This is a genomic window from Alteromonas sp. 4NS20-0143 (genome assembly GCF_057542855.1).
The window spans coordinates 547819-572142 of sequence record NZ_BAAJLR010000001.1 but is presented as its reverse complement, the minus strand read 5'-3'; the positions used below and the strand labels follow the sequence as shown (position 1 = coordinate 572142).

Annotated in this window: 19 protein-coding genes; all 19 read left to right on the top strand. The window is 44.5% G+C overall.

Annotated elements, in window-relative coordinates; all coding sequences use genetic code 11:
• Nucleotides 1-173: 173 nt before the first annotated feature.
• A complete protein-coding gene (locus AC27HD_RS02410; RefSeq protein WP_081926510.1) occupies nucleotides 174-1361 on the top strand; it encodes a thiamine pyrophosphate-dependent dehydrogenase E1 component subunit alpha in 1188 nt (395 codons plus the stop codon).
• Nucleotides 1361-2338, top strand: a complete 978-nt coding sequence (locus tag AC27HD_RS02405) for an alpha-ketoacid dehydrogenase subunit beta (protein WP_349378696.1) — start codon at nucleotides 1361-1363, stop codon at nucleotides 2336-2338. The genes AC27HD_RS02410 and AC27HD_RS02405 overlap by 1 nt, the downstream gene beginning before the upstream one ends.
• Nucleotides 2339-2355: 17 nt before the next feature.
• The gene (locus tag AC27HD_RS02400) at nucleotides 2356-4062 is read left to right on the top strand and encodes a dihydrolipoyllysine-residue acetyltransferase (RefSeq protein WP_487103536.1); all 1707 of its coding nucleotides are present in this window, start codon (nucleotides 2356-2358) and stop codon (nucleotides 4060-4062) included.
• Nucleotides 4063-4269: 207 nt separating this feature from the next.
• Nucleotides 4270-5121 carry a 23S rRNA (adenine(2030)-N(6))-methyltransferase RlmJ gene (locus AC27HD_RS02395; RefSeq protein ID WP_487103535.1) on the top strand — a complete coding sequence of 284 codons (852 nt, stop codon included), beginning with the start codon at nucleotides 4270-4272 and terminating at the stop codon, nucleotides 5119-5121.
• 2 nt (nucleotides 5122-5123) lie between these two features.
• Nucleotides 5124-6977: a protein kinase domain-containing protein gene (locus AC27HD_RS02390; RefSeq protein ID WP_487103534.1), complete on the top strand. Its 1854-nt coding sequence runs from the start codon at nucleotides 5124-5126 to the stop codon at nucleotides 6975-6977.
• On the top strand, nucleotides 6970-7830 hold the full coding sequence (locus AC27HD_RS02385) for an acyl-CoA thioesterase (protein WP_032094127.1): 861 nt from the start codon (nucleotides 6970-6972) through the stop codon (nucleotides 7828-7830). Before AC27HD_RS02390 ends, AC27HD_RS02385 begins: the two co-directional genes overlap by 8 nt.
• A 149-nt stretch (nucleotides 7831-7979) precedes the next feature.
• A complete protein-coding gene (locus AC27HD_RS02380) occupies nucleotides 7980-8498 on the top strand; it encodes a gamma carbonic anhydrase family protein (RefSeq protein ID WP_487103533.1) in 519 nt (172 codons plus the stop codon).
• Nucleotides 8499-9157: 659 nt separating this feature from the next.
• Nucleotides 9158-10237 (top strand): pyridoxal-phosphate-dependent aminotransferase family protein, encoded by a 1080-nt coding sequence (locus AC27HD_RS02375; RefSeq protein WP_487103894.1) that lies wholly within the window; start codon nucleotides 9158-9160, stop codon nucleotides 10235-10237.
• Nucleotides 10238-10417: 180 nt separating this feature from the next.
• On the top strand, nucleotides 10418-11173 hold the full coding sequence (locus AC27HD_RS02370) for an SIMPL domain-containing protein (protein ID WP_487103531.1): 756 nt from the start codon (nucleotides 10418-10420) through the stop codon (nucleotides 11171-11173).
• Between the two features lie 12 nt (nucleotides 11174-11185).
• Nucleotides 11186-11647, top strand: coding sequence for a GAF domain-containing protein (locus AC27HD_RS02365; protein WP_287008676.1), 462 nt, complete (start codon nucleotides 11186-11188; stop codon nucleotides 11645-11647).
• Entirely contained in the window at nucleotides 11644-11934 is a 291-nt protein-coding gene (locus tag AC27HD_RS02360) for a hypothetical protein (RefSeq protein WP_032094124.1), read from the top strand. The genes AC27HD_RS02365 and AC27HD_RS02360 overlap by 4 nt, the downstream gene beginning before the upstream one ends.
• Nucleotides 11935-11950: 16 nt before the next feature.
• Nucleotides 11951-12619 carry an RNA chaperone ProQ gene (gene proQ / locus AC27HD_RS02355; RefSeq protein ID WP_487103529.1) on the top strand — a complete coding sequence of 223 codons (669 nt, stop codon included), beginning with the start codon at nucleotides 11951-11953 and terminating at the stop codon, nucleotides 12617-12619.
• Nucleotides 12620-12621: 2 nt separating this feature from the next.
• Entirely contained in the window at nucleotides 12622-14664 is a 2043-nt protein-coding gene (prc, locus tag AC27HD_RS02350) for a carboxy terminal-processing peptidase (protein ID WP_487103527.1), read from the top strand.
• An 83-nt stretch (nucleotides 14665-14747) separates the two neighbouring features.
• Nucleotides 14748-16082, top strand: a complete 1335-nt coding sequence (locus tag AC27HD_RS02345) for a sodium-dependent transporter (RefSeq protein WP_032094121.1) — start codon at nucleotides 14748-14750, stop codon at nucleotides 16080-16082.
• Nucleotides 16083-16255: 173 nt separating this feature from the next.
• The gene (nhaC, locus tag AC27HD_RS02340; RefSeq protein WP_032094120.1) at nucleotides 16256-17731 is read left to right on the top strand and encodes a Na+/H+ antiporter NhaC; all 1476 of its coding nucleotides are present in this window, start codon (nucleotides 16256-16258) and stop codon (nucleotides 17729-17731) included.
• 31 nt (nucleotides 17732-17762) lie between these two features.
• A complete protein-coding gene (gene pepN / locus AC27HD_RS02335; RefSeq protein WP_487103524.1) occupies nucleotides 17763-20375 on the top strand; it encodes an aminopeptidase N in 2613 nt (870 codons plus the stop codon).
• On the top strand, nucleotides 20362-20604 hold the full coding sequence (locus AC27HD_RS02330; RefSeq protein WP_349378708.1) for a DUF2835 family protein: 243 nt from the start codon (nucleotides 20362-20364) through the stop codon (nucleotides 20602-20604). Before pepN ends, AC27HD_RS02330 begins: the two co-directional genes overlap by 14 nt.
• A 273-nt stretch (nucleotides 20605-20877) precedes the next feature.
• Complete coding sequence (locus AC27HD_RS02325; RefSeq protein WP_032094255.1) at nucleotides 20878-22941, top strand: DUF1302 domain-containing protein; 2064 nt, start codon at nucleotides 20878-20880, stop codon at nucleotides 22939-22941.
• A gap of 12 nt (nucleotides 22942-22953) precedes the next feature.
• Nucleotides 22954-24321: a DUF1329 domain-containing protein gene (locus AC27HD_RS02320; RefSeq protein WP_487103522.1), complete on the top strand. Its 1368-nt coding sequence runs from the start codon at nucleotides 22954-22956 to the stop codon at nucleotides 24319-24321.
• Nucleotides 24322-24324 lie beyond the last annotated feature (3 nt).

The following is a 24324-nucleotide window of genomic DNA, read 5'->3' as shown; positions in this document are numbered from 1 at the left end:
CGAATTTACCTTTGTAGGATAGATATCCTATCTTGAGCAGGTTTAGTAGTTCATGCTCTTCATCTTGCAAACAAATTCATTTCTAATGAGGAATACACTTCCTCATTGTTTCTACTACCATCTTTTACAACGATAGATATTGCTATTAGCCCTCAAATATAAGAGGAAAAATTGTGAAAGATAGAAATCATCTCGCAGATGTAAAAACCGTATCCAACGTACAAATAATAAAAAATGGTGTGGTCGACATCCCAATGCTTCAGATCTTATCTGCTGAAGGAAGTGTCATTGATGGCGCAGTGGAACCCACACTGACAAAAGAAGAATCACTAAAAATTTATGACACGATGGAATATATTCGTGTCTTAGACGAGAGAATGGTCGGTGCGCAGCGCCAGGGGCGCATTAGTTTTTATCTTGCCAGCACCGGCGAGGAAGCTGCGTCGGTAGCAAGCGCGGCAGCGCTGTCGCCAGACGATATGATCATGTCGCAGTACAGAGAGCAGGGCGCATTAGCCTACCGTGGTTACACAACAAACCAATTCATGAACCAAATGTTCAGTAATAAAGACGACCCAAACAAAGGTCGTCAAATGCCCATTCATTATGGTGACAAAGCGCTGAACTTCATGACTATCTCATCACCCCTTGGTACCCAGATCCCACAGGCATCGGGTTATGCTTACGGCCAAAAGATGTCTGGAAAAGACGTTGTTACCATCTGCTATTTTGGTGAAGGTGCTGCATCTGAGGGTGATTTCCATGCCGGTTTGAATATGGCTGCGGTATTAAACTGCCCGGTTATATTCTTCTGCCGTAATAATGGATACGCCATATCGACGCCAGCTGAAGAGCAATTTGCCGGTGACGGGATAGCGTCTCGTGGTCTTGGTTATGGCATTAAAACTATTCGCGTTGATGGTAACGATCCGCTGGCAGTTTACGCTGCAACGAAAGAAGCCAGGGCCCTTGCTATTGCAGAAAAGTGTCCTGTGCTCATTGAAGCTATGACATATCGCCTTGCCGCACACTCTACGTCTGACGACCCAACGGGTTATCGCTCAAGAGACGAAGAAGATAAATGGCGCGCCAAAGATCCAATCACCCGAATGGCCAATTGGCTTGAAGGGAAGGGATGGTTTGATGAGAAAGAAAATGACAAGCGCGTGGAAAAAGCGAGACAAGACGTGCTTGCAGCTATGAAGGCGTGTGAAAAAACAGATGTGTGTGATATCGACGACATCATCGAAGATGTATACGACACCCCACCTTGGCATCTAAAAGAACAGTTAGCCTCATTAAAGGCACACATAAAGAAATATCCTCAGAGATACCCTAAAACAGCGGGGAGAGTGAAGTAATGGCTAAAATGAATTTACTACAAGCAATCAATAACGCCCTCATTACTGCCATGACCGAAGACGAAAAAGTAATGGTGTTTGGCGAAGATGTTGGCCACTTTGGCGGTGTTTTTCGCGCAACAAGCCACTTGCAGGAAAAGTTCGGTAAAGGTAGATGTTTCAACACGCCATTAACCGAGCAAGGGATTATCGGATTTGCGAATGGATTAGCGTCACAGGGCTCAGTACCGGTAGCAGAAATTCAATTCGGCGATTATATTTTTCCCGCATTCGATCAAATTGTAAATGAAACCGCGAAATGGCGATACCGCTCAGGTAGCCAGTTCGATGTTGGTTCGTTGACCATTCGCACTCCCTACGGTGGCGGCATTGCAGGCGGTTTGTATCATAGTCAATCTCCGGAAGCGTTTTTTGCCCACTGCCCAGGCCTTAAAATTGTGGTACCAAGAGACCCTTACCATGCAAAAGGGTTACTGCTTGCCTCTATAAGAGATAAAAACCCGGTTCTGTTTATGGAGCCGAAGCGCCTTTACAGAGCTTCTGTGGCCGATGTTCCTGAAGAAGATTATGAACTGCCTCTTGGTAAAGCCGATATTGTACAAGAAGGTAACGACATAACGTTGCTGGGATGGGGTGCTCAAATAGAGATTTTGCAAAAAGCGGCAGATATGGCACTAGAAGATGGTGTGTCATGTGAAATTGTTGACTTAAGAAGCATATTGCCATGGGATGTGGAAACCGTCATGCAGTCAGTCATGAAGACGGGACGTTTGCTGATTAACCACGAAGCACCACTTACAGGCGGTTTTGCCAGTGAAATTGCAGCAAGTATTCAAGAGCGTTGTTTTTTATACCTAGAAGCGCCGATTGCACGGGTGTGTGGTTTAGATACGCCATACCCACTGGCTCATGAAAAAGAATACATGCCAGACGAAACTAAAACGTACGAAGCTATCAAGCGTACGCTTCATTATTAATGACGGGAGAAGTAGCAATGACAATTGAATTTATTTTACCCGACATTGGTGAAGGCATCGTTGAATGCGAACTGTTGGAGTGGTTGGTTAGCGAAGGCGAACACATTGAAGAAGACCAGCCAGTAGCAGAAGTGATGACGGATAAGGCAACAGTACAAATTCCTGCTATGCATGCCGGCGTAGTAGAAAAGTTGCATTATGCTGTTGGCGAAATAGCAAAAGTGCACGAGCCGCTATTCTCTATGAAGCCAGACGCTTCTGATGCAGAAGCAGCTGAAACAGATATGACTGAGACGAATACGGCAGAACCAGACGCACCTCAGACAACCAGTAGCGATTTAACAACTTCAGATGTGTCGTCTAATTCATCGATTATCGAAGACTTTATCCTTCCCGATATTGGTGAGGGGATTGTTGAATGTGAAATTGTTAAATGGAATGTGCAAGAAGGCGACAGCATTGAAGAAGATCAGGCCGTTGTTGAGGTGATGACCGATAAAGCTGTAGTGGAAATTCCTGCCAAAAATGCGGGTATCGTTCACAAACTTTATTATGCACAGGGCGAAATTGCTCAAGTACACAGCCCACTTTTCGCGCTTTCTGTTAAGGGCGCTGAAGGACAAGAGCAAGCACCAGCCGACGCCAAAGCATCAGACTCTAACAGTGCAGCTAGCGCCAAATCGACGCCTTCGAATGCTAATGCACAAACCAGCAGTAAAGCAGTCGAACGGGAAAACAATACCAAGTGGAAAGACGGTGACTTTGAACCACCTATTTCTATTCCAGGTAAAGTGCTAGCAAGTCCTGCGGTGCGTCGTATCGCAAGAGAGAAAGATATTGATTTGCTCAACGTATCAGGTTCGGGGAAAAAGGGGCGTATTTTAAAATCTGACGTACTTACGTCTGTTTCTGCGTCTGCTTCTAAGCGAGGCGAACCGGTGTCAGGTAAAGATGCAACGTCTACAGCAGCATCAGCGAAAGAGTCTTCAACGAGCGCAGTTCAAAATACTGTTACAGGCTCAACTCGCGTGGAAAAAGTGCGCGGTATCCAATCTGCAATGGCTAAACAAATGGCGGCCTCTGTTTATACCATTCCACACTTTACGGTAAGTGATGAGGTGGTAATGGATAACCTCATTGCACTTCGCAAAAACCTCAAGCCCGAGTTTGAGAAAAAAGAGGTTAAACTTAGCTTCATGCCGTTTTTCGTCAAGGCCATGTCGCTAGCGCTTACCGAGTTTCCAGTCATCAATAGTCAGCTCAATGATGAAGGTACTGAGCTCACCTATTTCGATGACCACAATATCGGATTTGCTGTGGACTCCAAGATAGGGTTGTTAGTGCCCAATATTAAAGGGGTTCAGCATCTGTCGCTACTCGATATTGCTGTGCAAATGCAGGATATTATTGACCAAGCAAGAGCAGGGCGAGTATCTGGTGAGCATCTTAAAGGAGGTACCATCAGTATCTCAAATATCGGTGCGATTGGTGGGATCACAGCGACTCCTGTGATTAACAAACCGGAAGCCGCCATTGTTGCCTTGGGCAAAACGCAAAAATTGCCACGATTTGATGCCGACGATAACGTGATTGCTCAGCATATTATGGCGGTTAATTGGTCAGGGGATCATCGCATAATTGATGGCGCAACCATGGTTCGTTTCAATAACCTATGGATGAGCTACCTTACTTCTCCTGAAAAAATGCTCATGCATTTGAAATAGCTATCGTTTGAACGAGCTGCGACAGCGTGACTAACGAAGCGCTCAGAAAGTAGCGTCTTAAAAGGGCTAATTGGTATGTCAATTAGCCCTTTTTTATTGCCTTTTTTTATCCCTTTTTTTAACCCCCGTTGGCTTAGGAATGTACTCGGTTAACACGAGAGGTTATTATGGCGTTACAGAGTTATCAAAAATCGATGTAGAGGTTTTGTGTTAAGTTATCAACATGCATTTCACGCGGGCAATCACGCCGACGTTATTAAACACTTGTGCTGGTTAGGCGTAATAAAAGCGCTTAAGAAAAAAGACAAGCCCTTTACCCTTTATGACTCACATGCAGGTGCCGGTTTATATGACTTTACCGACTCGCTATCTGCGAAGAATAAAGAGTATGAAACTGGTGTGTCGAGTTTAAGCAATGTGTCAGCAAGTTGTGAACTACTCAATGATTACATTACGCTATGCCAACGATTTGTAGACAAAGATGCCTACCCAGGATCTCCCATCATCAGTGCCGAACTAAAGCGGGATCACGACGTACTTCATGCCATGGAACTTCATCCCGCAGAGTATGCCAAGCTTGAGGCTAATTTTGCGGCCTATGCAGGGCATCACTCACATTGTCATAAGCGAGATGGTTTCGAAGGCCTAATAGCGCTTACCCCTCCAAAGCCAAACAGAGGAGCGATATTAATAGACCCGCCTTACGAGAGAGCCAACGAATACGACGATGTGGTAAGTGGTATCGAGGGCGTTTTAAAGCGATGGCAACAAGCCCAAATAGTTGTGTGGTATCCGCTACTGTCTGAGCGTGCAGGGGCAAAACACGGGGCCAGTGAACGTATGTGCGAAGCACTCAGTGCATTGGGAGCACCTTGTTTTAAAGCTGAAATGCAGGTAGCTGAAAATACCCATGATGCAGGTATGTATGGTTCAGGGATAATGGTGATAAACCCACCATGGCAGCTTGATACCACACTGAGTGCGGCTATGAATGAGGTAACAGGCTACATTGGTGAAAACAGCACATGTAGACTTGTTTGGGTTAACGAAGATAATTAATCATGTCCCAACTCAAAGGTCTTAAGCACTTTTATATACCCGACGAACAGTCTATTTACTTGCTGTCCCATGCGGACGCTAAAAAGTTAAAAGACTGGGTGAGTCTGTGTATGGCCGAGCTTAAGAGTCTAGGATATATCAATATTAAACTGCTAGGCAAAGGTGCCTTTGGTTTTGCCTTCTCTGGTACATCGCCCAACGGCGAACAACGGGTATTTAAATTCTCTCGGATCACGCTTCCTCAACATATTCGAGAGCGGTTAGAAGAAGAAGCGTTCATGTTGTCTCATGTAAAGCATGAATATGTTCCTCGCTTTATTGAATATCAGCAGATTAAAAAACAGTCCATTCTGGTCATGGCCCAAGCACCAGGAGAGGACCTTGAAAAGGTGAGCCTTCGATTAGGCCCCTTACCGCCTCGAGTGATTGTTAAAATTGCGGTGCAAGTTGGTCAGCTGCTGTTTCAGTTTAGGCATTTTGTCGACAAGGGGCTGGAAAAACCCATCGTACATGGCGACATTAAGCCGTCAAACTTGGTGTGGGACGCTGAAAACGAGTGTATTGGTCTTATCGACTGGGGCTCGTCGGTGTTCGCCCAAACTGACGCGTCAGGGCAATTCATTACCAATAACGTTATGGATTTAATGTCGGGCGAGCTTCAACAAACTAACGCTCGTCTTGGCGATGTGTATTTTATCGGTGAAGAGCAACTTAACGGCGCTTTATCCACCCCTCGCTTTGATGAGCAGGGGCTAGCCAGTACGCTATATGCACTGGCATCTGGGCAATCTTGCCGTTATGGCAGTAAAGTTATTACACCTTCTTCCTTAGGCCTGCCCAAAATGCTGGCTGATATACTCACCTACATGTTAGATGAAGATGCGACCAAAAGAAGGCAGGGGGGAGATTACTTTTTTAAGCACCTTCATGTGCTGAAAAATATGGTGTTTTCCGAGGATAAAGACACGGCTTACACGGCGCTTATTCCAACCTGGGTCCACCAAACGAGCCAAGATATCGAGACTGTGGTTTACAGCTCAAGAAAATCATACCTTCGCCAGCAAGCGGCGCTTGAAAGTGAAGAGTTGCGGTATATTGATGACGCCCAGTTTGATCGATATTACAAAAACTACCTTCAAGGTATGGGAGATACTGAAAAAGCGTTTGTTTCTGCTATCAGCCGTTTAGGTCGCTATCCCGTGGTTGGGGGAATGGCTGTCAGGTGGGAGCCAGAGGGTATCTATGTAGACTCTAGTTTGAACCTGCACGACCCAAGTTTACGCCGTGCCTTTGAACAGGCCGTCAATAATGTGATTACTCTAGCGAGGGCCATTCACAAGCCAGCAGTATTTAAATGCTGTATGTTCAATGCGAAAAACACCGTACACATTGAACGTGATAATGAGCAACAAGACTTTATTCCGTCTAAAGCGCTACACATTCCGTACGAGTTATCAAAAGTGTCATTGTCAAAAGACGACAGTAGAACCCATTCTTATTTCGAAGATGGCGATGATCCCGATGAATTACTTAAGTTGCCTGAAACAATTATCGACACTATCAAGGCCCTCAATGCGATTCATCATACGGGGTGCATTATTTTTGAAGCCTTGCCCATGCATTTAAAAATTCATAATTACTATACGCTTCTCGATCACAGTCAAGAAGATACGTTTAAAGCACTTCTTGAAAACTTAGTGGCGCAAATTCCGCTTATAAAAGGGTTAGGTATTTCAGGGTTTATGAAGTTACCCTATAAAGATACTCGCTTTTTTGAGCATAAGGCATCATTGCCTGAAAAGTATTATCCAAGAAATCCCAAAGCATTAAATCAAGAGAAAGAACAACATGTCTGACATAAAACTATCCTCGCTATTTGAGTTAGAAACTGTAGAAGCAGGCCTTTACCGAGGACAAAGCTGGGACCTAGGATTTAGAGCGCTTTTTGGTGGCCAAGTGCTTGGTCAGGCCCTCGCAGCAGCCTATGAAACTGTTGATAAAGACCGCGTTGCCCATTCGTTTCACACCTATTTTTTATTACCTGGCGATGCGAAAAAACCGGTAGTGTATGATGTTGAAATTGTCCGTGATGGCCGCAGCTTCTCCGCGAGAAGGGTGAAGGCTATTCAAGACGGTCGAAACATTTTTTATATGACGGCATCATTTCAAGTACCTCAAGAAGGCATGCATCATCAGGCCCCCGAAATGCCTAACGTGCCGCCACCTGAAGAGGTGCAGTCAGACATCGATTTTTACCAAGAGAATTTTAGTAAAATAGCGAGGCCAATGAGAGAGGCTCTGAGCTATCATAAACCGGTAGATATACGCACTATTAATGCGGCTAACTCTTATCAACCAGTAAAGCGAGACCCTACGCGCTATATATGGATGAAGGCGAGAGATCCCCTTGTTGGGTCTTTGTCCGTTCATCAAGCTGCTGTTGCTTACGCGTCTGACTACCATTTTTTAAGTACATCGCTACAACCGCATGGCGTTGCAGTCACCGACAAATCATTGAGGATGGCAACCATTGACCATGCAATGTGGTTTCATCGTCCTGTAAACTTAAATGAATGGCTACTTTATGCCATGGACAGCCCTTTCAGTGGTGGCGCTCGTGGTTTGGTAAGAGGTCAAATTTTTACTCAGCAAGGCGAGCTTGTCGCCTCAACGTCTCAGGAAGGGTTGATGCGTCAAGTAGACGTGTAATTTTACACAGCAAAATTACATTCACTATTTGCGTATCGTCTATCAGTCAATCGACACAAAAAAAAGAACAGAGCCTGATTCGAGGCCAGCATTGTTTGTAAAAGGGTTTTTAAAACGGCTATTAAAAAGGGCACTTGAAGGAGAACAACATGCATTATTCATTAGGCGAATTAACGCCAACGGTTGACGAAAGTGCGTACATCGCACCTGGCGCTCACGTGATCGGTAACGTGAACCTTCAGAAGGGAAGCAGCGTGTGGTTTAACGCGGTTATTCGTGGCGATATGGATACTATTACGGTAGGAGAAGATACCAACATCCAAGATGGTAGTGTCCTGCACACTGATGCTGGTGTTCCTCTTACTCTTGGCACAGGTGTTACCGTTGGTCATAAAGTGATGCTTCATGGTTGCACCATTGGTGATTACTCGTTAATTGGTATTAATGCAGTTGTTTTAAATGGGGCAAATATTGGAAAGTATTGCATTATTGGTGCAAACGCTTTAATCACCGAGAACATGGAAATACCGGATTATAGCTTGGTAGTTGGTTCACCTGGAAAAGTGGTGAAAACACTTGATGAAAGCGTCGCGTCAAAGCTAGAAGCTTCCGCTGCCCATTATCGAGGCAATGCGCAACACTATTTGAAGCACCTAACTGCTTTGTGATGCCGCTCAGTTCCCGCGCGTTAACTTCATCTCGATAAAAATAGATCTATAAAATTTAGATCCATAACAGTTCAGACGCATGAAGGCTTTAATTCACAAACAGTTAGCCCAATAAAAAACGCCCAGAACAATCGTTCTGGGCCTAGGGGAATGGCTCATCTCTGAGCCGTGCGCTAACTTTTACAGGGAGAGATAATGTATGTATTAACGTTGAACGATAAGTATAGAATAGCTTTGTGCATTTTATAAACAAATTAACGGTTAATTTTTTGTGACACTATTATTTTGAATATATATTTAACAATAACAATGCCTTACGACCCATCGCCGCTGGTTCGACCATTAAATTATTCCTATTTTTTGCACACCACCCACCAAGTTATCAGTGCGTAATGTATAGAAATCCCGTTGGGTATTGTCAAAATCTTCCTCCATTGAGCCTGAATCACCTCCATATTTTGAAAATGTTTAGCTAAAACCCTATTCACAAGATTTATGTTGAATACAGATGGTTGTACCACATGACGAACCTTGTAGTATGTGGCTATGAATTAAAACTCCTGAATGTAAGAGGGGCTAATATGAAAGCATCTACAACGGCATTTACAACGGCATCTACAAAATCACTATCAACATTTATTCCACCAGAGCGCACTTTAATGGGACCGGGCCCCTCTGATGTAAGCCCTCGTATTCTTAACGCCATGGCGCGTCCTACACTAGGGCACCTCGACCCTTTGTTCATTGAATTGATGGATGAAACCAAAAACTTACTGCAATACGCGTTTAAAACTGAAAATGCGCTAACAATGCCCATATCTGCCCCTGGCTCTGCCGGCATGGAAGCATGTTTTGTGAATCTTGTTGAACCTGGTGATAAAGTCATTGTTTGCGTTAACGGCGTTTTCGGTTTGCGCATGGTTGAAAATGTAGAACGCTGCGGCGGCACTGCCATTACCATTCACAACACGTGGGGAGAGCAGACCGACCTTAATGCAGTGGAAGACGCGCTGAACGCCAATCCAGATGTAAAGGTAGTGGCATTTGTGCATGCAGAAACCTCAACAGGGGTGAGAAACGAAGCCAAATTACTGTGTGAGCTTGCTCAGAAACACAATTGCTTAACTATTGTTGATGCTGTTACCTCTCTTGGCGGTATCGAACTCGAGGTTGACGGCTGGGGAATAGATGCTATCTACTCAGGTTCGCAAAAGTGTCTCAGTTGCGTACCCGGTATAGCGCCAGTGTCTTTCAGTGATAAAGCTGTTTCAGTGATTCAAAACAGACAAACAAAAGTGCAAAGCTGGTTTCTCGATATGAATTTGATCGTAGGGTATTGGGGCAAGGGCGCTAAACGTGCTTATCACCATACCGCACCGGTCAATAGTATGTACGCGATGTACGAATCGCTTCTCGTATTGAAAGAGGAAGGTCTTGAGAATGCGTGGGATAGACACGCAAGCGGACATGCAAAGTTAGCACAGGGACTTGAAGAGATAGGTTTGGAGCTTACGGTAAATAGCGATTTTAGATTGCCTCAGCTCAACGTTGTACAAATACCCGATGGTGTTGATGACGCCGCGGTGCGCAGTCAGTTACTCAATGAGTTTAATTTAGAAATTGGTGCTGGTTTAGGAGAACATGCTGGAAAGGTATGGCGTATCGGTCTCATGGGATATGCCTGTAAACAGCGCAACATCGATCACTGTATCGCGTCGCTTAAAACTGTACTTAAGTAATTATATACAAATACTAAATTACAAATAGAGATTAACCTAAAGCTGGAGGCAGAAATAAATATGCAGCCAGCTTTTTTATTTTAAAACTAAAGCCTTGTTATTTGTTCACTCAGGGTTCATATAGGATGGCATAGACTGGACGCGCTATAATTAACCTTAATATCGATTAAAGGAACTGATATGCAAAACGTGCTTACATTTACCAAGACACTTATACTCCTTACCTTGTTTACCGCACCTTTATACACTGCACAAAGCCATGCACATACTGAGGCGAGTAAGGATGCTGTTAAGGAAAAAGAATCGCAAGCCAATGAAAGGTCATTAGGGACAATTAGTGTACAAGGAGTAGGAGCCATCGATGTTACACCTAATGCTTACTCCGTTACCTTTATCGTTGAAGAACAAGGCACAACGGTAACAAAGCTCAATGGGCAGCTTGAAAACGACTTAACATCTATTGTTAGTTTTTTATTAGAAGAGGGTATCGAAGAGCGTTACATTCAAAGTATGCAAGTACGTCTTTCGCCCCGATACAACAATACGCCGCAGGGTAGAGAACAAGATGGTTTTACACTGTCTAGAGAAATCGCCATTACCTCAACAGATTTAGAGAATTACGATCGTGTGCTTGATGGCGTGCTCAAAAGAGGTGTTGATCGTATCCAGCAATTCAATTTTGTAAACATGGGTGAAGCCTCTGTCTATCAGAAAGCGTTGGTAACAGCGGTCGCTGATGCAAAGAATAGAGCACAGTTGCTAGCAAAAGAATTAGGTGTGGAAGTGGGTGAAGTGGTTGCAATATCTGAATCTGGTGGCAATATGCCGATACCAGTCATGCGTGCCGACACGTTTTCCAAAGAAATGTCGCTGTCTTTGCCAGGGCAAGAGAGTGTGAACGCCCGTGTGAATGTGACGTTTAACATTAATCAATAACAGGGTTACCGTTTGAAACAACAACAATATAGCCAGCTAATAAGCCAAGCGAAAAGCTTGGTATCGGGCGAGCAGGACTTAATTGCCAATATGGCAAACATCAGTGCACTGCTGTTTAATGGTCTCGAAGATGTAAACTGGGCTGGTTTTTACCTGTACAAAGACGAACAGCTGGTTCTTGGGCCTTTTCAAGGTCAGCCTGCTTGTATTCGAATTCCAATGGGAAAAGGCGTATGTGGTACCAGTGCGTCCACACAAACCGTTCAGCGAATTGACGATGTTCACGGATTCGATGGTCACATTGCATGCGATGCGGCTTCAAATTCTGAAATTGTTGTACCCATTGTGGTTAACAACGCATTAATCGGTGTATTGGATATAGACAGTCCAAATCACGCTCGCTTCACGCAAGATGATGAGGATGGCCTTGTCGAAATTGCGAATATATTGATTGAATCTCAGCAAGCACTATGAAATCAAACGTCGATATTCATGTAGTATTATCTACATTCGAGGACATGGAAGACGTTCATGATGACCCAGATGAGGCATCTGAACGTTTAAACTTCATTCTTCACGGGATATATGATGCTGCTGAAGAAGATATAGAAACACAGCGTTTAGAGCAAATTTTGCACTACGCTTGGGAGTCTTGGCAACAAGATGCACATTTATTAGAAATTGATGACGACGAATTGCTCGATTGGGTTGACCACACGCTGGCAACTTGGGATGATGCAAATAACGATGAAATCTCCTGAATAATTTAGAAAGTTAATGGAATCAACAGAGAAGTTTACTACGAGTAAGGAAGTTATAGCTTTCCTTGCAGAGACCTTCCCAAAATGTTTTAGCATTGAAGGCGAGGCCCTCCCACTTAAGATTGGTATTTTTCAAGATCTTGCTCAACGGTTAGACGATGAAGAGCGCGTGAGCAAAACGCTATTGCGCTCAACCCTTCGTCATTACACAAACAGTTGGCGTTACTTATACAGCATTAAAGAAGGCGCTCACCGCGTTGACCTTGATGGTGAAAAGGGCGAAGCAATTGAGAAAGAACATTCAGATCACGCGCAAAAGCAACTCGAAGAGAGTAAAGCTAAGGCTGCAGAAAAACGTAAGGCAAAGCTAGCACAGCAGCCTAAGCGTTCAGAAAAGCGTCAGTTCAATCGTCCTAAAGGCGAAAAACCGGCTAATTCTACGCAACCTGAGGCAAAGCGCGGAACTAAACCGAAGAATAACAGACCAAATACTACGCCACCTGCTAAGTTAACTGAAGATGACATGAAGCAAGGCACTCGCGTTACCGTTAAGCTGGGTAAAGAACCTATGCCAGCGGCTATCACCGAGATTGCTAAAGACGGTATTCATGTTCAGCTTGATACAGGTATGGTGGTAAAAGTAAAAGCAGATGCTTTACGTTTGGCACGTTCCAAGAGGTCGTAAATATGAAAGATATCCTTCGAATTTCTATTGCTAGCGCATTTTTGACGGTAGGCGTCGGCGCTGGTGCAGTTACGTCAACACCAGACGTTGATGAGCTTCCTATTCTTCAACAGGAATCTCAGCATAGTGTGGCCGCTAAAAGAGTAAGTGCATTATTCACTCGCGCCCACTACAAAGAAATTTCGTTGGATAATCTTCTTTCAGCCCGCGTTTATCAACGTTTTATAGAGTCACTTGACCACAACAAACAAGTGCTTTTATTAGACGATGTCGTAAGCTTTGAAAAATACCGTGATTTGTTTGATGATGCGTTGGGCAAAGGTAATTTATCCATTGCTTATGACATGTACAATGTTACTGCTAAGCGCAGGGTCGAGCGTTATGAATATGCACTCGCATTGCTCGATAATGGCCCTTTTGATTTTGCTAAAGAAAACGACAAGTTCTATTACGACAGAGAAGACGCCGATTGGGCGAAAGACACTGCCGAACTTGACGAAATTTGGCGTCAGCGAGTTAAATACGATGCGCTGAACCTGATATTGGCGGATAAAACGTGGGAAGAAGCGAAAGAGCTACTTACCAAGCGTTACACACGTGCAATAAAACGTACAAAGCAGGCGAAAAGCGAAGATGTTTTTCAAACTGCCATGAACGCGTTTGCAAGAACCATCGAAGCACATACGAGTTACCTTTCTCCTCGAAATGCAGACCGTTTCCAAATGGAAATGAACTTATCATTTGAAGGTATAGGTGCGGTACTGCAAAGCGAAGATGACTACACCATTATTAAGAGTGTAGTGCCAGGTGGTCCAGCAGACCAGTCTGGGGCAATCAAGCCAGAAGACAAAATTGTTGGTGTAGCTCAAGACGATGAAGAGTTTGTTGATGTTATTGGATGGAGACTCGACGAAGTCGTCGAGTTGATTAAAGGTCCAAAGGGAAGCATGGTGCGCTTGCAAGTAGAGAAGGGCGCAACAGAATCAAAAACAACATCAGTAGTAAAACTAACCCGAGATAAGATAAAACTGGAAGATAGGGCGGCAAAGTCTGAAGTGTATGTACCTGACGAAGGTCCGCATTCAGGGCAGCCCTTAGGCGTTATTACCATTCCCAGTTTTTACAATAACCTAAGTGTTGACGTTGCAAAAGAAATTGAAGCGTTAAAGTCACAAAACGTGAAAGGCGTTATTGTCGACCTTCGCGGAAATGGCGGCGGTTCGTTAACAGAAGCAACATTGCTGTCTGGACTTTTCATTGAAAAAGGTCCCGTGGTTCAAATTCGATACGGACAATCTAAGATTAGCGTTAATCGTGACACCGATGGGAAAGTATCTTATGACGGCCCACTGACTGTGCTTGTTGACCGTTACAGCGCATCAGCCTCAGAAATTTTTGCAGCAGCAATGCAAGACTACAATCGCGCCTTAATTGTTGGTGAGCAAACCTTCGGTAAAGGTACGGTTCAGCAGCATCGTGGCCTAGGTAAAATTTACGATCTGTACGACAACCCGTTAGGCAGCGTGCAGTTTACTATTGCTAAATTCTATCGAATTGATGGCGGCAGCACACAGCATAAAGGTGTTATTCCCGATATTTTGTATCCCTCGGCTATCGAACCTGCAGAGTGGGGCGAAAGTCAGGCTGATAACGCGCTTCCATGGGATAGCATTAACAGGGCCAACTACACTACGTTTGCTGACGGCCAATCTGCGTTAGACGTATTATCAGCGAAGCACAGTAAACGAATTATGCAAAACCCCGAGTTTTCATACATCAATGATGACATCGAGGAATACAAAAAGAATAAAGACAAAGATTTCATATCACTTGTAAAGGCTGAAAGAGAAGCCAAGAAAAAAGAAGCTGAGGTAAAATCATTAGCACGCGCTAACGAACGCCTGCAGCGTCTTGGTTTAGAGCCGGTAACGACGCTTGATGACCTTCCAGAAGACATGGAAGAGTTGGACCCGTTTTTAGACGAGGCGGCAAATATTACTTTCGATATGATTGAAACAGGCCGATACGCTATCACTACACATTAAGCGCTGTCGGAAAAGGGCTGGTCTAGGGCCAGCCCTTTTTTTGTGTCTATACAAATATTACAACAATAATAAAGGCAAATAACATGGCGATACGAGGCGAGTTTTCTTCTCGAATAGGATTCGTGCTGGCGGCTGCAGGCTCAGCGGTTGGGCTTGGAAATATCTGGGGTTTCCCCACAAAAGTAGCAAGTAACGGCGGTGCTGCATTTGTACTCGTTTATCTATTACTGGCCTTTGTCCTAGCTTATCCTGTCCTAATGGCCGAGTTGATCATTGGTCGTAGTACACGCTCAAATATGGTCGACGCGCTTGGCAAAATATCAGGCAGTTATGTAGGTAGAGCAACCGGCATTTGGGGCTGTGTTACCGTTTCTCTCATTTTAGCCTTCTATGCCATAGTCGGTGGCTGGATGCTGGTCTACTTTGCTGACTCAGCGGTAAGGCTAGTAGGACTGCAGTCTGCAAGCGATTGGCTTCTTACCTCTTCCGTTACGCGTAACGTTATTTTCTGCGCCTTATTCATGATGTTAACTGCATTTATCGTAGTCGGTGGTGTTAAAGCCGGTATTGAAAAATGGTCAGTTAGATTGATGCCAACCTTAGTCATTCTCATACTAGCGCTTATCGTATATGTCAGTATGCAACCCGGTGCAGGTGAAGGATGGAGTGCGTATTTAGTCCCTGATTTCTCACGAGTACTCGACCCTGACTTGTTAATTAATGCCATGGGGCAAGCTTTCTTCTCAATGTCTTTGGGTGTGGGCACAATGTTAGTGTATGGCTCATACTTGAGTAAAAAAGAAAACCTGCCAACGATTGGAGCCTCGGTGGCGCTGGTTGACATTGGTGTAGCGGTAATAGCAGGTATGCTTATCATTCCATCGATGTACGTTGCATTGAACAACGGCGTAGAAATATTCACCCCTGATGGTGCCTTAATTCAAGGCGACACACTTATTTTTAAAGTACTTCCCGCGTTGTTTGACACTATTGGCACTGTAGGTGTTTTCGTGTCGTTCACTTTCTTTGCGCTTATGGCCATTGCGGCGGTGACCTCTTCTATTTCCATGTTAGAAGTACCGGTCGCGTTCATGGTAGAGAGTAAAGGTTTGCAGCGCGGCAAGGCCGTGGTATTCATGACTGCGTTAATTTTCATTCTCAGCTGTATCATAATTCTTAATTTCGATATGTTGTTTGGGTTCGTTATTGCGTTAACTACAGAATACAGCCAGCCACTGCTAGGTTTAGTGCTGTGTATTTTCGCTGGTTGGGTGTGGCGCAGAGATGCCATACTTGCTGAGCTTAAAGAGGGCAACGAAAACGTAGAGCACGGATTATTTTGGAAAATTTGGCCGTGGTACGTGCGTTTTGTTTGTCCTGTTATTATCGCGCTCATGTTCTATCGCTCTGTTTTTTAGATAATATTAAACGCAAATTTTTCAGCGACGCGTCTGAATGTAAGCGGCTTTTAAAATCAGTGCTCTCAATTTTAAAAGCGCTTAATTCAAGAGCTCTTGATCGAAGGAACTGTTGATTTAAGAAGCTCGCAAAAATAAATAGCTTTCAAAAAAGGTTTTATAAAATAATAACAATGACTAATAAAGAGTTAAAAACACCGTCACTTTTAGATGCCTTAATTCCGATTGTTGCACTGGTTCTTATGATGGGAACTGCCGTTTATCTGTTTGAAGATAATTCGTCATACGGCCCTAATCAAATAGCCTTGTTGTTAGCAATGGGTATGGCAGCCATTATTGGAATGAAAAACGGCTATAGCTGGAAAACAATAGAAAAAGGCATAGTCGATGGCATTTCAATGTCATTGGGAGCATGTCTTATATTGCTTGCGGTTGGCTCTTTAATTGGCACGTGGATGCTGTCTGGAACAGTGCCTACGTTGATTTATTTTGGCCTCGAACTTCTTAATCCTTCGTTTTTCTACGCCGCGACCTGTTTAATATGCGCAGTGGTTGCCATGAGCATAGGCAGTTCGTGGACGACAGCAGCGACTGTGGGTGTTGCGCTAATGGGCGTTTCAGCAGGTATGGAAATGTCAGCGGCTATTACCGCGGGGGCAGTGGTGTCTGGTGCCTATTTTGGTGATAAAATTTCGCCACTGTCTGAAACCACTAATTTAGCGCCAGCAGTAGCAGGAACCGATCTTTTCGACCACATTCGCTACATGCTCTGGACCACAATCCCAAGCTTTGTTATTGCGCTTATTCTGTTTACTGTTATCGGGTTTAGTGAAGTAGGTGAAGCGAAGGCCGAGCGAATTGAGCAAATGCAGCAACTTCTCAGTGAGTCTTTTAATCTTGGATGGCACCTTCTTGTGCCACTTGTTGTGCTCCTTACTTTAGCGATTAAAAAAATGCCGGCGTTTCCAGCCGTGTTTATCGGCGCGTTACTCGGCGGTATTTGGGCCATTATATTCCAATGGGATGTCGTCGCTGCAATGGCAAGCTCCAATGACACTGCAAGTATAGGTGCATTAAAAGTAGTATGGACAGCTTTGTTTGATGGAGTGAGCTTTTCAACACCTGATGAGAATTTAAATAGCTTATTATCTCGAGGCGGGATGTCCTCAATGCTCAATACAATATGGCTGATAATATGTGCCATGTCTTTTGGTGCTGTGTTAGAGCGAGTCGGACTGCTCAAGCGAGCTGTAGCCACTATTTTGCTAGGCGCAAAATCTGCTGGTGATATGGTAAGCCGAACCATTATGACGTGCTTCGCGACAAACTTAGTCACTGCCGACCAGTATATTGCTATTGTAATGCCTGGCCGCATGTATAAAGAAGAATATGCTAAAAGAGGGTTAGACCAACTAAACCTATCACGCAGTTTAGAAGATGGCGGTACGCTTACATCACCACTTATTCCTTGGAACACTTGCGGTGCCTATATGCATAGCGTGCTGCTAGTGAATCCTTTTGATTACATTTTCTACGCGTTCTTTAACTTAATTAATCCATTTCTTGCTATCGTTTACGCCTATTTGGGAATTAAAATTTTGCGTATAACGCCGCCAACATTTGAAACGAAAAGCGAAGGGTCCGTATAAACATTATATAGACGCTTCATTGAGGAGTTCTATGTCAGTTCAAATTAAACGCCGAGCGGATTACATGCCGCCGGCCTTTGCTATCTCTACCGTAGATTTACACATCACACTTCATCCAACTGAAACTCGTGTATTCAGTTCATTGCGTATAAAAAGACAGGGCAGTCATCAAGACGCCTTGGTACTAGACGGCGACAACCTTCCTGTCAACAAACTCACCATTGACGGTATCGAACTGTCACATAAAAGTGATAACAGCCCAGGCTATGTACTTGACGAATCCTCTCTGACAATTCCTGTTGAGAGCGATGAATTTACACTCGAGATTGAAACCACTATAGCCCCTGATCACAACAAAGCATTAGAGGGCTTATATCTTTCTGGCGGTGCTTACTGCACGCAGTGTGAGGCAGAAGGGTTCAGGCGTATTACCTTCTTTATGGACCGCCCTGATGTGCTGTCGGTCTATACGGTAACCGTGGTGGGGGATGCATCGTTTCCTATGTTACTTTCCAACGGTAACCCCATTGACAAAGGGCAGTTAAGTAACGGCCAACATTTTGTTAAATGGCACGACCCACATCCGAAGCCGTGTTATCTCTTTGCCCTAGTGGCAGGCGATTTTGACATGCTCTCTGATACGTTTACCACAGTTAGCGGTAAAGAGGTTGCGCTAGAACTTTATGTGGATAAGGGAAAGCAAAGCCAAGGTACGTTTGCCCTTGAGTCGTTAAAACGCGCAATGAAATGGGATGAAGAGGTCTTCGGTCTAGAATACGACCTCGATATTTACATGATAGTGGCGGTAGACTTTTTCAATATGGGAGCCATGGAAAACAAGGGCCTCAATGTATTTAACAGTAAGTTTGTTTTGGCCGACCAAAACACGGCTACCGACGATGACTTCTTTAATGTGGAAGCGGTTATTGCCCATGAATATTTTCATAACTGGACCGGGAACCGAGTCACCTGTCGAGATTGGTTTCAGCTTAGTTTGAAAGAGGGGCTTACGGTATTTAGAGATCAGCAGTTTAGCGCTGATATGACGTCAGAACTGAGCAATCGTATTAAGCATGTGCGCGTGATGCGCGAACACCAGTTCGCCGAAGACGCAAGTGCAATGAGCCATCCCATACGACCCGATGAAGTGATAGAGATGAACAATTTCTACACGGTAACGGTGTATGATAAAGGTGCTGAAGTTATTCGTATGTTCCACACACTGCTTGGCCCAGATGGGTTTAGAAAAGGTATGGATGAATACTTTAAACGCCATGATGGGCAAGCTGTAACCTGTGATGACTTCGTCTCTGCTATGCAATCGGCAACGTCGTTAGATCTCAGCCAGTTTGCACGTTGGTATAGTCAATCTGGTACGCCCATTATCAGTGTTAAGCAGAGTAAGCTCGACGATGGCAAACATTCCATTACATTATCTCAGCATACGCCGGCTACCTCTGAGCAGAGTGAAAAGCATCCGTTATACATGCCCATCAAAATGGAAGTGATGGACGAAGACGGAGTGCAGTACACCGACAATGAAGCCATTATTAATGATGGAATGGTCATTTTAGATAAAGAATCGGTGTCCTTCACCATCGATGCTCCAGACAAGACATTGACCCCGGTGGTATTAGGCAACTTCTCAGCCCCTGCAAAAGTGAATAACGAGTTACCAACTACCTCCTTATTAACCATTTTCAAATATGGCAAAGATGCATTTAATCGCTGGGATGCGATGCAGTCTATCTACAATCGCTGTATCAGTGAATTAGAAAGTGTTCCTACCAAATCTATCGATGACGATATTTGGGCGGGCATAAGAGAAGCCATTGCACGTGAGCTGGATAATGTTGAGCTACTCAGCGAATGTCTGGTTATTCCTTCATTTGAAACTCTCTGCCAGTCTAGAACATCGATAAATGTTGAAATCTTAAGTGCTGCTCGAAAGGCATTTTGTTCTCAATTTGCACAGCATCTCGAGTCATCATTGCTTGATGTATTTAATAGCATTGAAAGTGCCCCGTATGCTTACAACCAGAATGCAGTGAATCAGCGACGTTGTAAGAATGTTGTTCTTGCACACTTGGCGCGGTTACCGCAGCACGAAAGCCTTGTTATTGAGCAATTTGAACAAGCAGATAACATGACCGACACGCTCGGAGCGTTGCGAGGCGCACAGTTTTGTCAGCGTGACACCTTTGATTCGCTTATGGCGAAGTTCGAGCAAAAGTGGAGTAACGACCCGCTTGTTCTGGACAAATGGTTTGCGCTACACGCTACGCAAGCATCTAAGGATATCTTCGCTACAATAACGATGTTGTGTGAACACCCTCAGTTTACTATGAGTAATCCCAATCGAGTTCGCTCAGTCATTGGTAGCTTCGCGTTTTATAATAGCGAGATGTTTCATGCGCTAGACGGTAGTGGCTATAAATTTGTTACTGATTATTTACTTAAACTCGATACATTGAATCCACAAGTTGCTGCTCGCATCGTAACGCCATTAACCCAATGGCAGGGGTTTGCAGTTGAACATCAAACGCTAATGAAAGAACAGCTAGGTCGCTTGCTTAACCACAAAGGACTGAGCAAAGATGTGTTTGAAAAAGTGAGCAAGAGCCTTGCTTATGGCGCAGATTGAACCAACAGATAGCGTATTTTATTTCTCTATAAGCGTGCCTTACACCCAGTGTGAGGCATTATATTCGCCTGCGGTACCGAGCGTTGTCATGATGGCAGAATCTGGCGTTCGGGTGCAGGTTCCCACCAATCGTTTGCGCCAGTTTATCACCTCGGACGGGGTGAAAGGGCGCTTCCGTATGATTGTAGATCAGCACAATAAAATAAGGGCTATAGAACGCCTTAGATAATTAAGTAAGCGAGGTCGCATAACCCCGCTATCACAAAACACTCACAAGTGAGCGATTTTTGCGCACTTTCAAGCTGAATTTTGTACAACCGCATAAATGGCTTTTATACTCAGCATAAAGCAATAACTATTTGATACGATTAATGTTGTAAAAGTTGTTAACTGGTAGGATTAGTTCTTGCGGTTCTGGTAAAATGATGTAATGATTTTGTTAATCGTTATGGTTGGTCATGATGTCGGGCATGCACACGCGTCGACTTGGGAGTATAAAAATATGAAAAACAGGCCTAGCGCTTTTAAAATATCACCAATTGCTGCAGGGGTTCTCACTCTGCTAGGTGCTGCTGCAGTACCTGCTCACGCCGCTAATTGGCAAGTAGGTGATGTAAGCATTACGTTAGATTCAACGTTCTCGCTTGCAACAAGTATTCGTACGGAAGCTAGAGATTATGATTTAATCGGTAACAGTAATCATCCTCAATTTAACTGGACTGGCTACCACGCTGCATTCAACCCACTTTATTCTAGTGGTGATGTATGGGGCTTAGCCGATGGTGGTTACTCTACCAACGGTGATTTAGGTAACTTAGCACACGATCCAGGCGACGCATTCGCAACACAGATTTCAGGTACTCACGAACTAGACATTAACTTCGGTGATTACGGCTTCTTTGCTCGCGGATTTTGGTTCTATGACTTTGAGCAAATGGATGGTGACCGCCCATATTCAAACCCTATAACGGGCAACCAATACGACTTATGTCAGGATCCAGAAGCAGAAGACTTACTGTGTACTGATGTACGGTTGTACGATGCCTTTTTCTACGGCGATTGGTGGGTAGGCGATAAGCCACTTACCTTGCGTGTTGGACGTCAGGTGATCAGCTGGGGTGAAAGTACGTTTATCCAGCATGGTATAAACACCACCAACCCTGTTGACGTAACTCGTGCTCGCGCACCTGGCGCCGAGCTAAGAGAAGTATTTTTACCTGTTGGTATGGTCTACGCGTCATTAGGCTTAACGCCTGACGTGAGTGTATCGGGCTATTATCAATACGAGTTCCAGCGCAGTTGGCTACCTGTTTCAGGCAGTTATTTTGCCGGTAACGACTTTGCGGGAGACGGCGGTCAACGCCAGAATATCCAACTAGGTTTCAGTGGTAACCCAGATATTGATTTAGAGCACTTGCTATCTGCACTAAACGGCTATGGCGACTTGTTGCGTTCTGGTGCGGACGCAGCAGATATTTCTCAAGCCTATCTAGCGTATCCAACTAAGGTTGCCGTTCGTGGTTTTGGCGATGACCCGCACAACGAAGCAGATGATCAAGGTCAGTACGGCTTGCGTTTAACCGTGTTTTCACCAGAGATTAACGAGACTGAATTCAGCTTCTATCACATTAACTACCATAGTCAGCGTCCACTTATTTCAGGTATTACGTCAGACTTTACACAAGCTGGTATTGGTGCTGACCTTGCGTTTCTTGCAGGTAATGAAATAACGCGCGATAACATCACAGACTTACGTGCGTTTACAAAATCAGAGTTTTTCTACCCTGAAGATATCAAACTGTATGGTATGAGCTTCAACACAAACATTGGCACAACGGCATTGGCCGGTGAATTTGCTTACCGTGTTGATGAGCCGCTTCAAATAGACGACGTTGAACTACTTTACATGGGCATGCCAGAACAGCTTGCCAATGCTGGTTTGCGTCCTGACCTTGCAGGAATTTCTCAGCTAAATAATATCGGAAGAGCAGTAGGTCCGGGTGAAACAGCCCAAGGCTTTATTTTCTCTGATACATGGCAGATGCAGTTTACTGCGTCTCACGTATTTGGCCCTAAATTTGGTGCAGATAACTTTGTATTACTCGGTGAAGCCGGTTACGTAAACATTGTTGATATGCCAGATCCAAACGTGGTGAGGCTGAATGCACCTGGTACGGCAAGAACGCCATCTTTAGAGCCAACGGCAACGGGTAACCTGCGTCAAGGCCTTCACCAAGGATTGTCAGACGGACCGGAAACTAATCCGTTCGCCACTGATGATGCATGGGGCTATCGATTACTTGCTGTTGCCGATTATAATTCAATTTATGCCGGTATGAACCTGCGTGTTCGTGCAACGTTTTCACATGACGTAGAGGGGACCACGCCTGATCCTCTATTCCTTTTCACAGAAGATGTTAAGTCTGCTGCTTTATCAATGACATTTGACTACTTAAGTAAGTGGTCTGCTACGGCGTCATACAGCGCGTTCTGGGGAGGCATTGGAACAACTAATGCTCTTGCAGACAGAGACTTTTTGTCATTTAACATCAAATATGCAATCTAAAGAGTGGTACTTATGATTAGAAAAGTAGGAATTATTGCAGCCGCCTTGTCACTAGCGTTGTCTGGTGCAAGCGCCATGGCGAAAGTCTCAGATGCCGAAGCCGGTAAACTGGGTAAAGATTTGACACCACTCGGTGGTGAAGTTGCCGCTAATGCAGACGGCAGCATCCCAGCGTGGACAGGGGGTATTACCTCTGTGCCAGCAGGATACTCAGTGGGCGACCATCATCCTGATCCGTTCCCTGAAGACAAAGTGTTATTTGAAATTACCGCTAAGAACTACAAAGAGTATTCTGAGCATCTGTCTGAAGGGCAGATGAAAATGTTTGAAACCTATCCAGAGACGTTCCGCATGCCGGTATATCCGACACGTCGCTCTGCTTCAAACCCGCAGGCTATTTATGACGCGACTAAAGCAAATGCGACTCGTGCAGAGCTTTTAGACGGTGGTAATGGTATTAAGGGCGCAGCGATTGGTATTCCATTTCCTATTCCACAAAATGGGTTAGAGGCAATATGGAACCACATTTTGCGTTATCGTGGTGCTGCAGTTCAGCGTAACGGCGGACAAGCAGCGGTAACCACTGGCGGTGACTATAACGTTATCGGATTTGATGAGCAGCTGCTTATTAAATACGCAGAAGATAATGCGACGCCTGAACAGCTAACAGAAGACAACGTGTTGTTTATGTTCAAGCAAAAAGTAACTCAGCCAGCCCGTTTGGCAGGTACAGCCTTGCTTGTTCACGAGACCGTTGATCAAGTTAAAGAGCCGCGTAAAGCATGGACGTACAACACCGGACAGCGTCGTGTTCGTCTAGCACCAAACATTGCTTATGATACACCGGGAACTGCGGCTGATGGCCTGCGTACCACCGATGATTTCGATATGTTTAACGGCTCACCAAACCGTTATGACTGGAACTTGGTTGGTAAGCAAGAAATGTACGTAGCGTATAACAACTATGCATTACATTCTGATAACGCAAGTTATGAAAACATTCTTACGCCAAATCATGTTAACCCTGATTTGACACGCTGGGAAAAACACCGTGTTTGGGTGGTTGAAGCTACATTGAAAGAAGGCTTCCGCCATATCTATCAAAAACGTGTGTTCTTCATTGATGAAGACAGCTGGCAGATTCAAGTTGCTGATATGTATGATAATCGTGGTGAACTATATCGTGTTGCAGTAGCGTATGGTGTAAACTACTACGAAGTACCAACTCAATGGTCTACACTTGATTCGTACCATGACTTGAACTCTCGTAGATATCTAGCCATCGGCTTAGACAACGAAGAGCAAATGTACGACTTTACTGTACGTCCTCGAGATGTTGAGTTTACGCCGCAAGCATTGCGACGAGAAGGTATGCGCTAATCG

What these genes read in the sequence shown, in the direction of transcription:
- AC27HD_RS02360 (WP_032094124.1), top strand. Translation starts at nt 11,644, where the DNA reads ATGAAATCAAACGTCGATATTCATGTAGTATTATCTACATTCGAGGAC.
- AC27HD_RS02320 (WP_487103522.1), top strand. Translation starts at nt 22,954, where the DNA reads ATGATTAGAAAAGTAGGAATTATTGCAGCCGCCTTGTCACTAGCGTTG.
- pepN (WP_487103524.1), top strand. Translation starts at nt 17,763, where the DNA reads ATGTCAGTTCAAATTAAACGCCGAGCGGATTACATGCCGCCGGCCTTT.
- AC27HD_RS02405 (WP_349378696.1), top strand. Translation starts at nt 1,361, where the DNA reads ATGGCTAAAATGAATTTACTACAAGCAATCAATAACGCCCTCATTACT.
- proQ (WP_487103529.1), top strand. Translation starts at nt 11,951, where the DNA reads ATGGAATCAACAGAGAAGTTTACTACGAGTAAGGAAGTTATAGCTTTC.
- AC27HD_RS02390 (WP_487103534.1), top strand. Translation starts at nt 5,124, where the DNA reads ATGTCCCAACTCAAAGGTCTTAAGCACTTTTATATACCCGACGAACAG.
- AC27HD_RS02370 (WP_487103531.1), top strand. Translation starts at nt 10,418, where the DNA reads ATGCAAAACGTGCTTACATTTACCAAGACACTTATACTCCTTACCTTG.
- prc (WP_487103527.1), top strand. Translation starts at nt 12,622, where the DNA reads ATGAAAGATATCCTTCGAATTTCTATTGCTAGCGCATTTTTGACGGTA.
- AC27HD_RS02330 (WP_349378708.1), top strand. Translation starts at nt 20,362, where the DNA reads ATGGCGCAGATTGAACCAACAGATAGCGTATTTTATTTCTCTATAAGC.
- AC27HD_RS02400 (WP_487103536.1), top strand. Translation starts at nt 2,356, where the DNA reads ATGACAATTGAATTTATTTTACCCGACATTGGTGAAGGCATCGTTGAA.
- AC27HD_RS02345 (WP_032094121.1), top strand. Translation starts at nt 14,748, where the DNA reads ATGGCGATACGAGGCGAGTTTTCTTCTCGAATAGGATTCGTGCTGGCG.
- AC27HD_RS02375 (WP_487103894.1), top strand. Translation starts at nt 9,158, where the DNA reads ATGGGACCGGGCCCCTCTGATGTAAGCCCTCGTATTCTTAACGCCATG.
- AC27HD_RS02380 (WP_487103533.1), top strand. Translation starts at nt 7,980, where the DNA reads ATGCATTATTCATTAGGCGAATTAACGCCAACGGTTGACGAAAGTGCG.
- AC27HD_RS02385 (WP_032094127.1), top strand. Translation starts at nt 6,970, where the DNA reads ATGTCTGACATAAAACTATCCTCGCTATTTGAGTTAGAAACTGTAGAA.
- AC27HD_RS02325 (WP_032094255.1), top strand. Translation starts at nt 20,878, where the DNA reads ATGAAAAACAGGCCTAGCGCTTTTAAAATATCACCAATTGCTGCAGGG.
- nhaC (WP_032094120.1), top strand. Translation starts at nt 16,256, where the DNA reads ATGACTAATAAAGAGTTAAAAACACCGTCACTTTTAGATGCCTTAATT.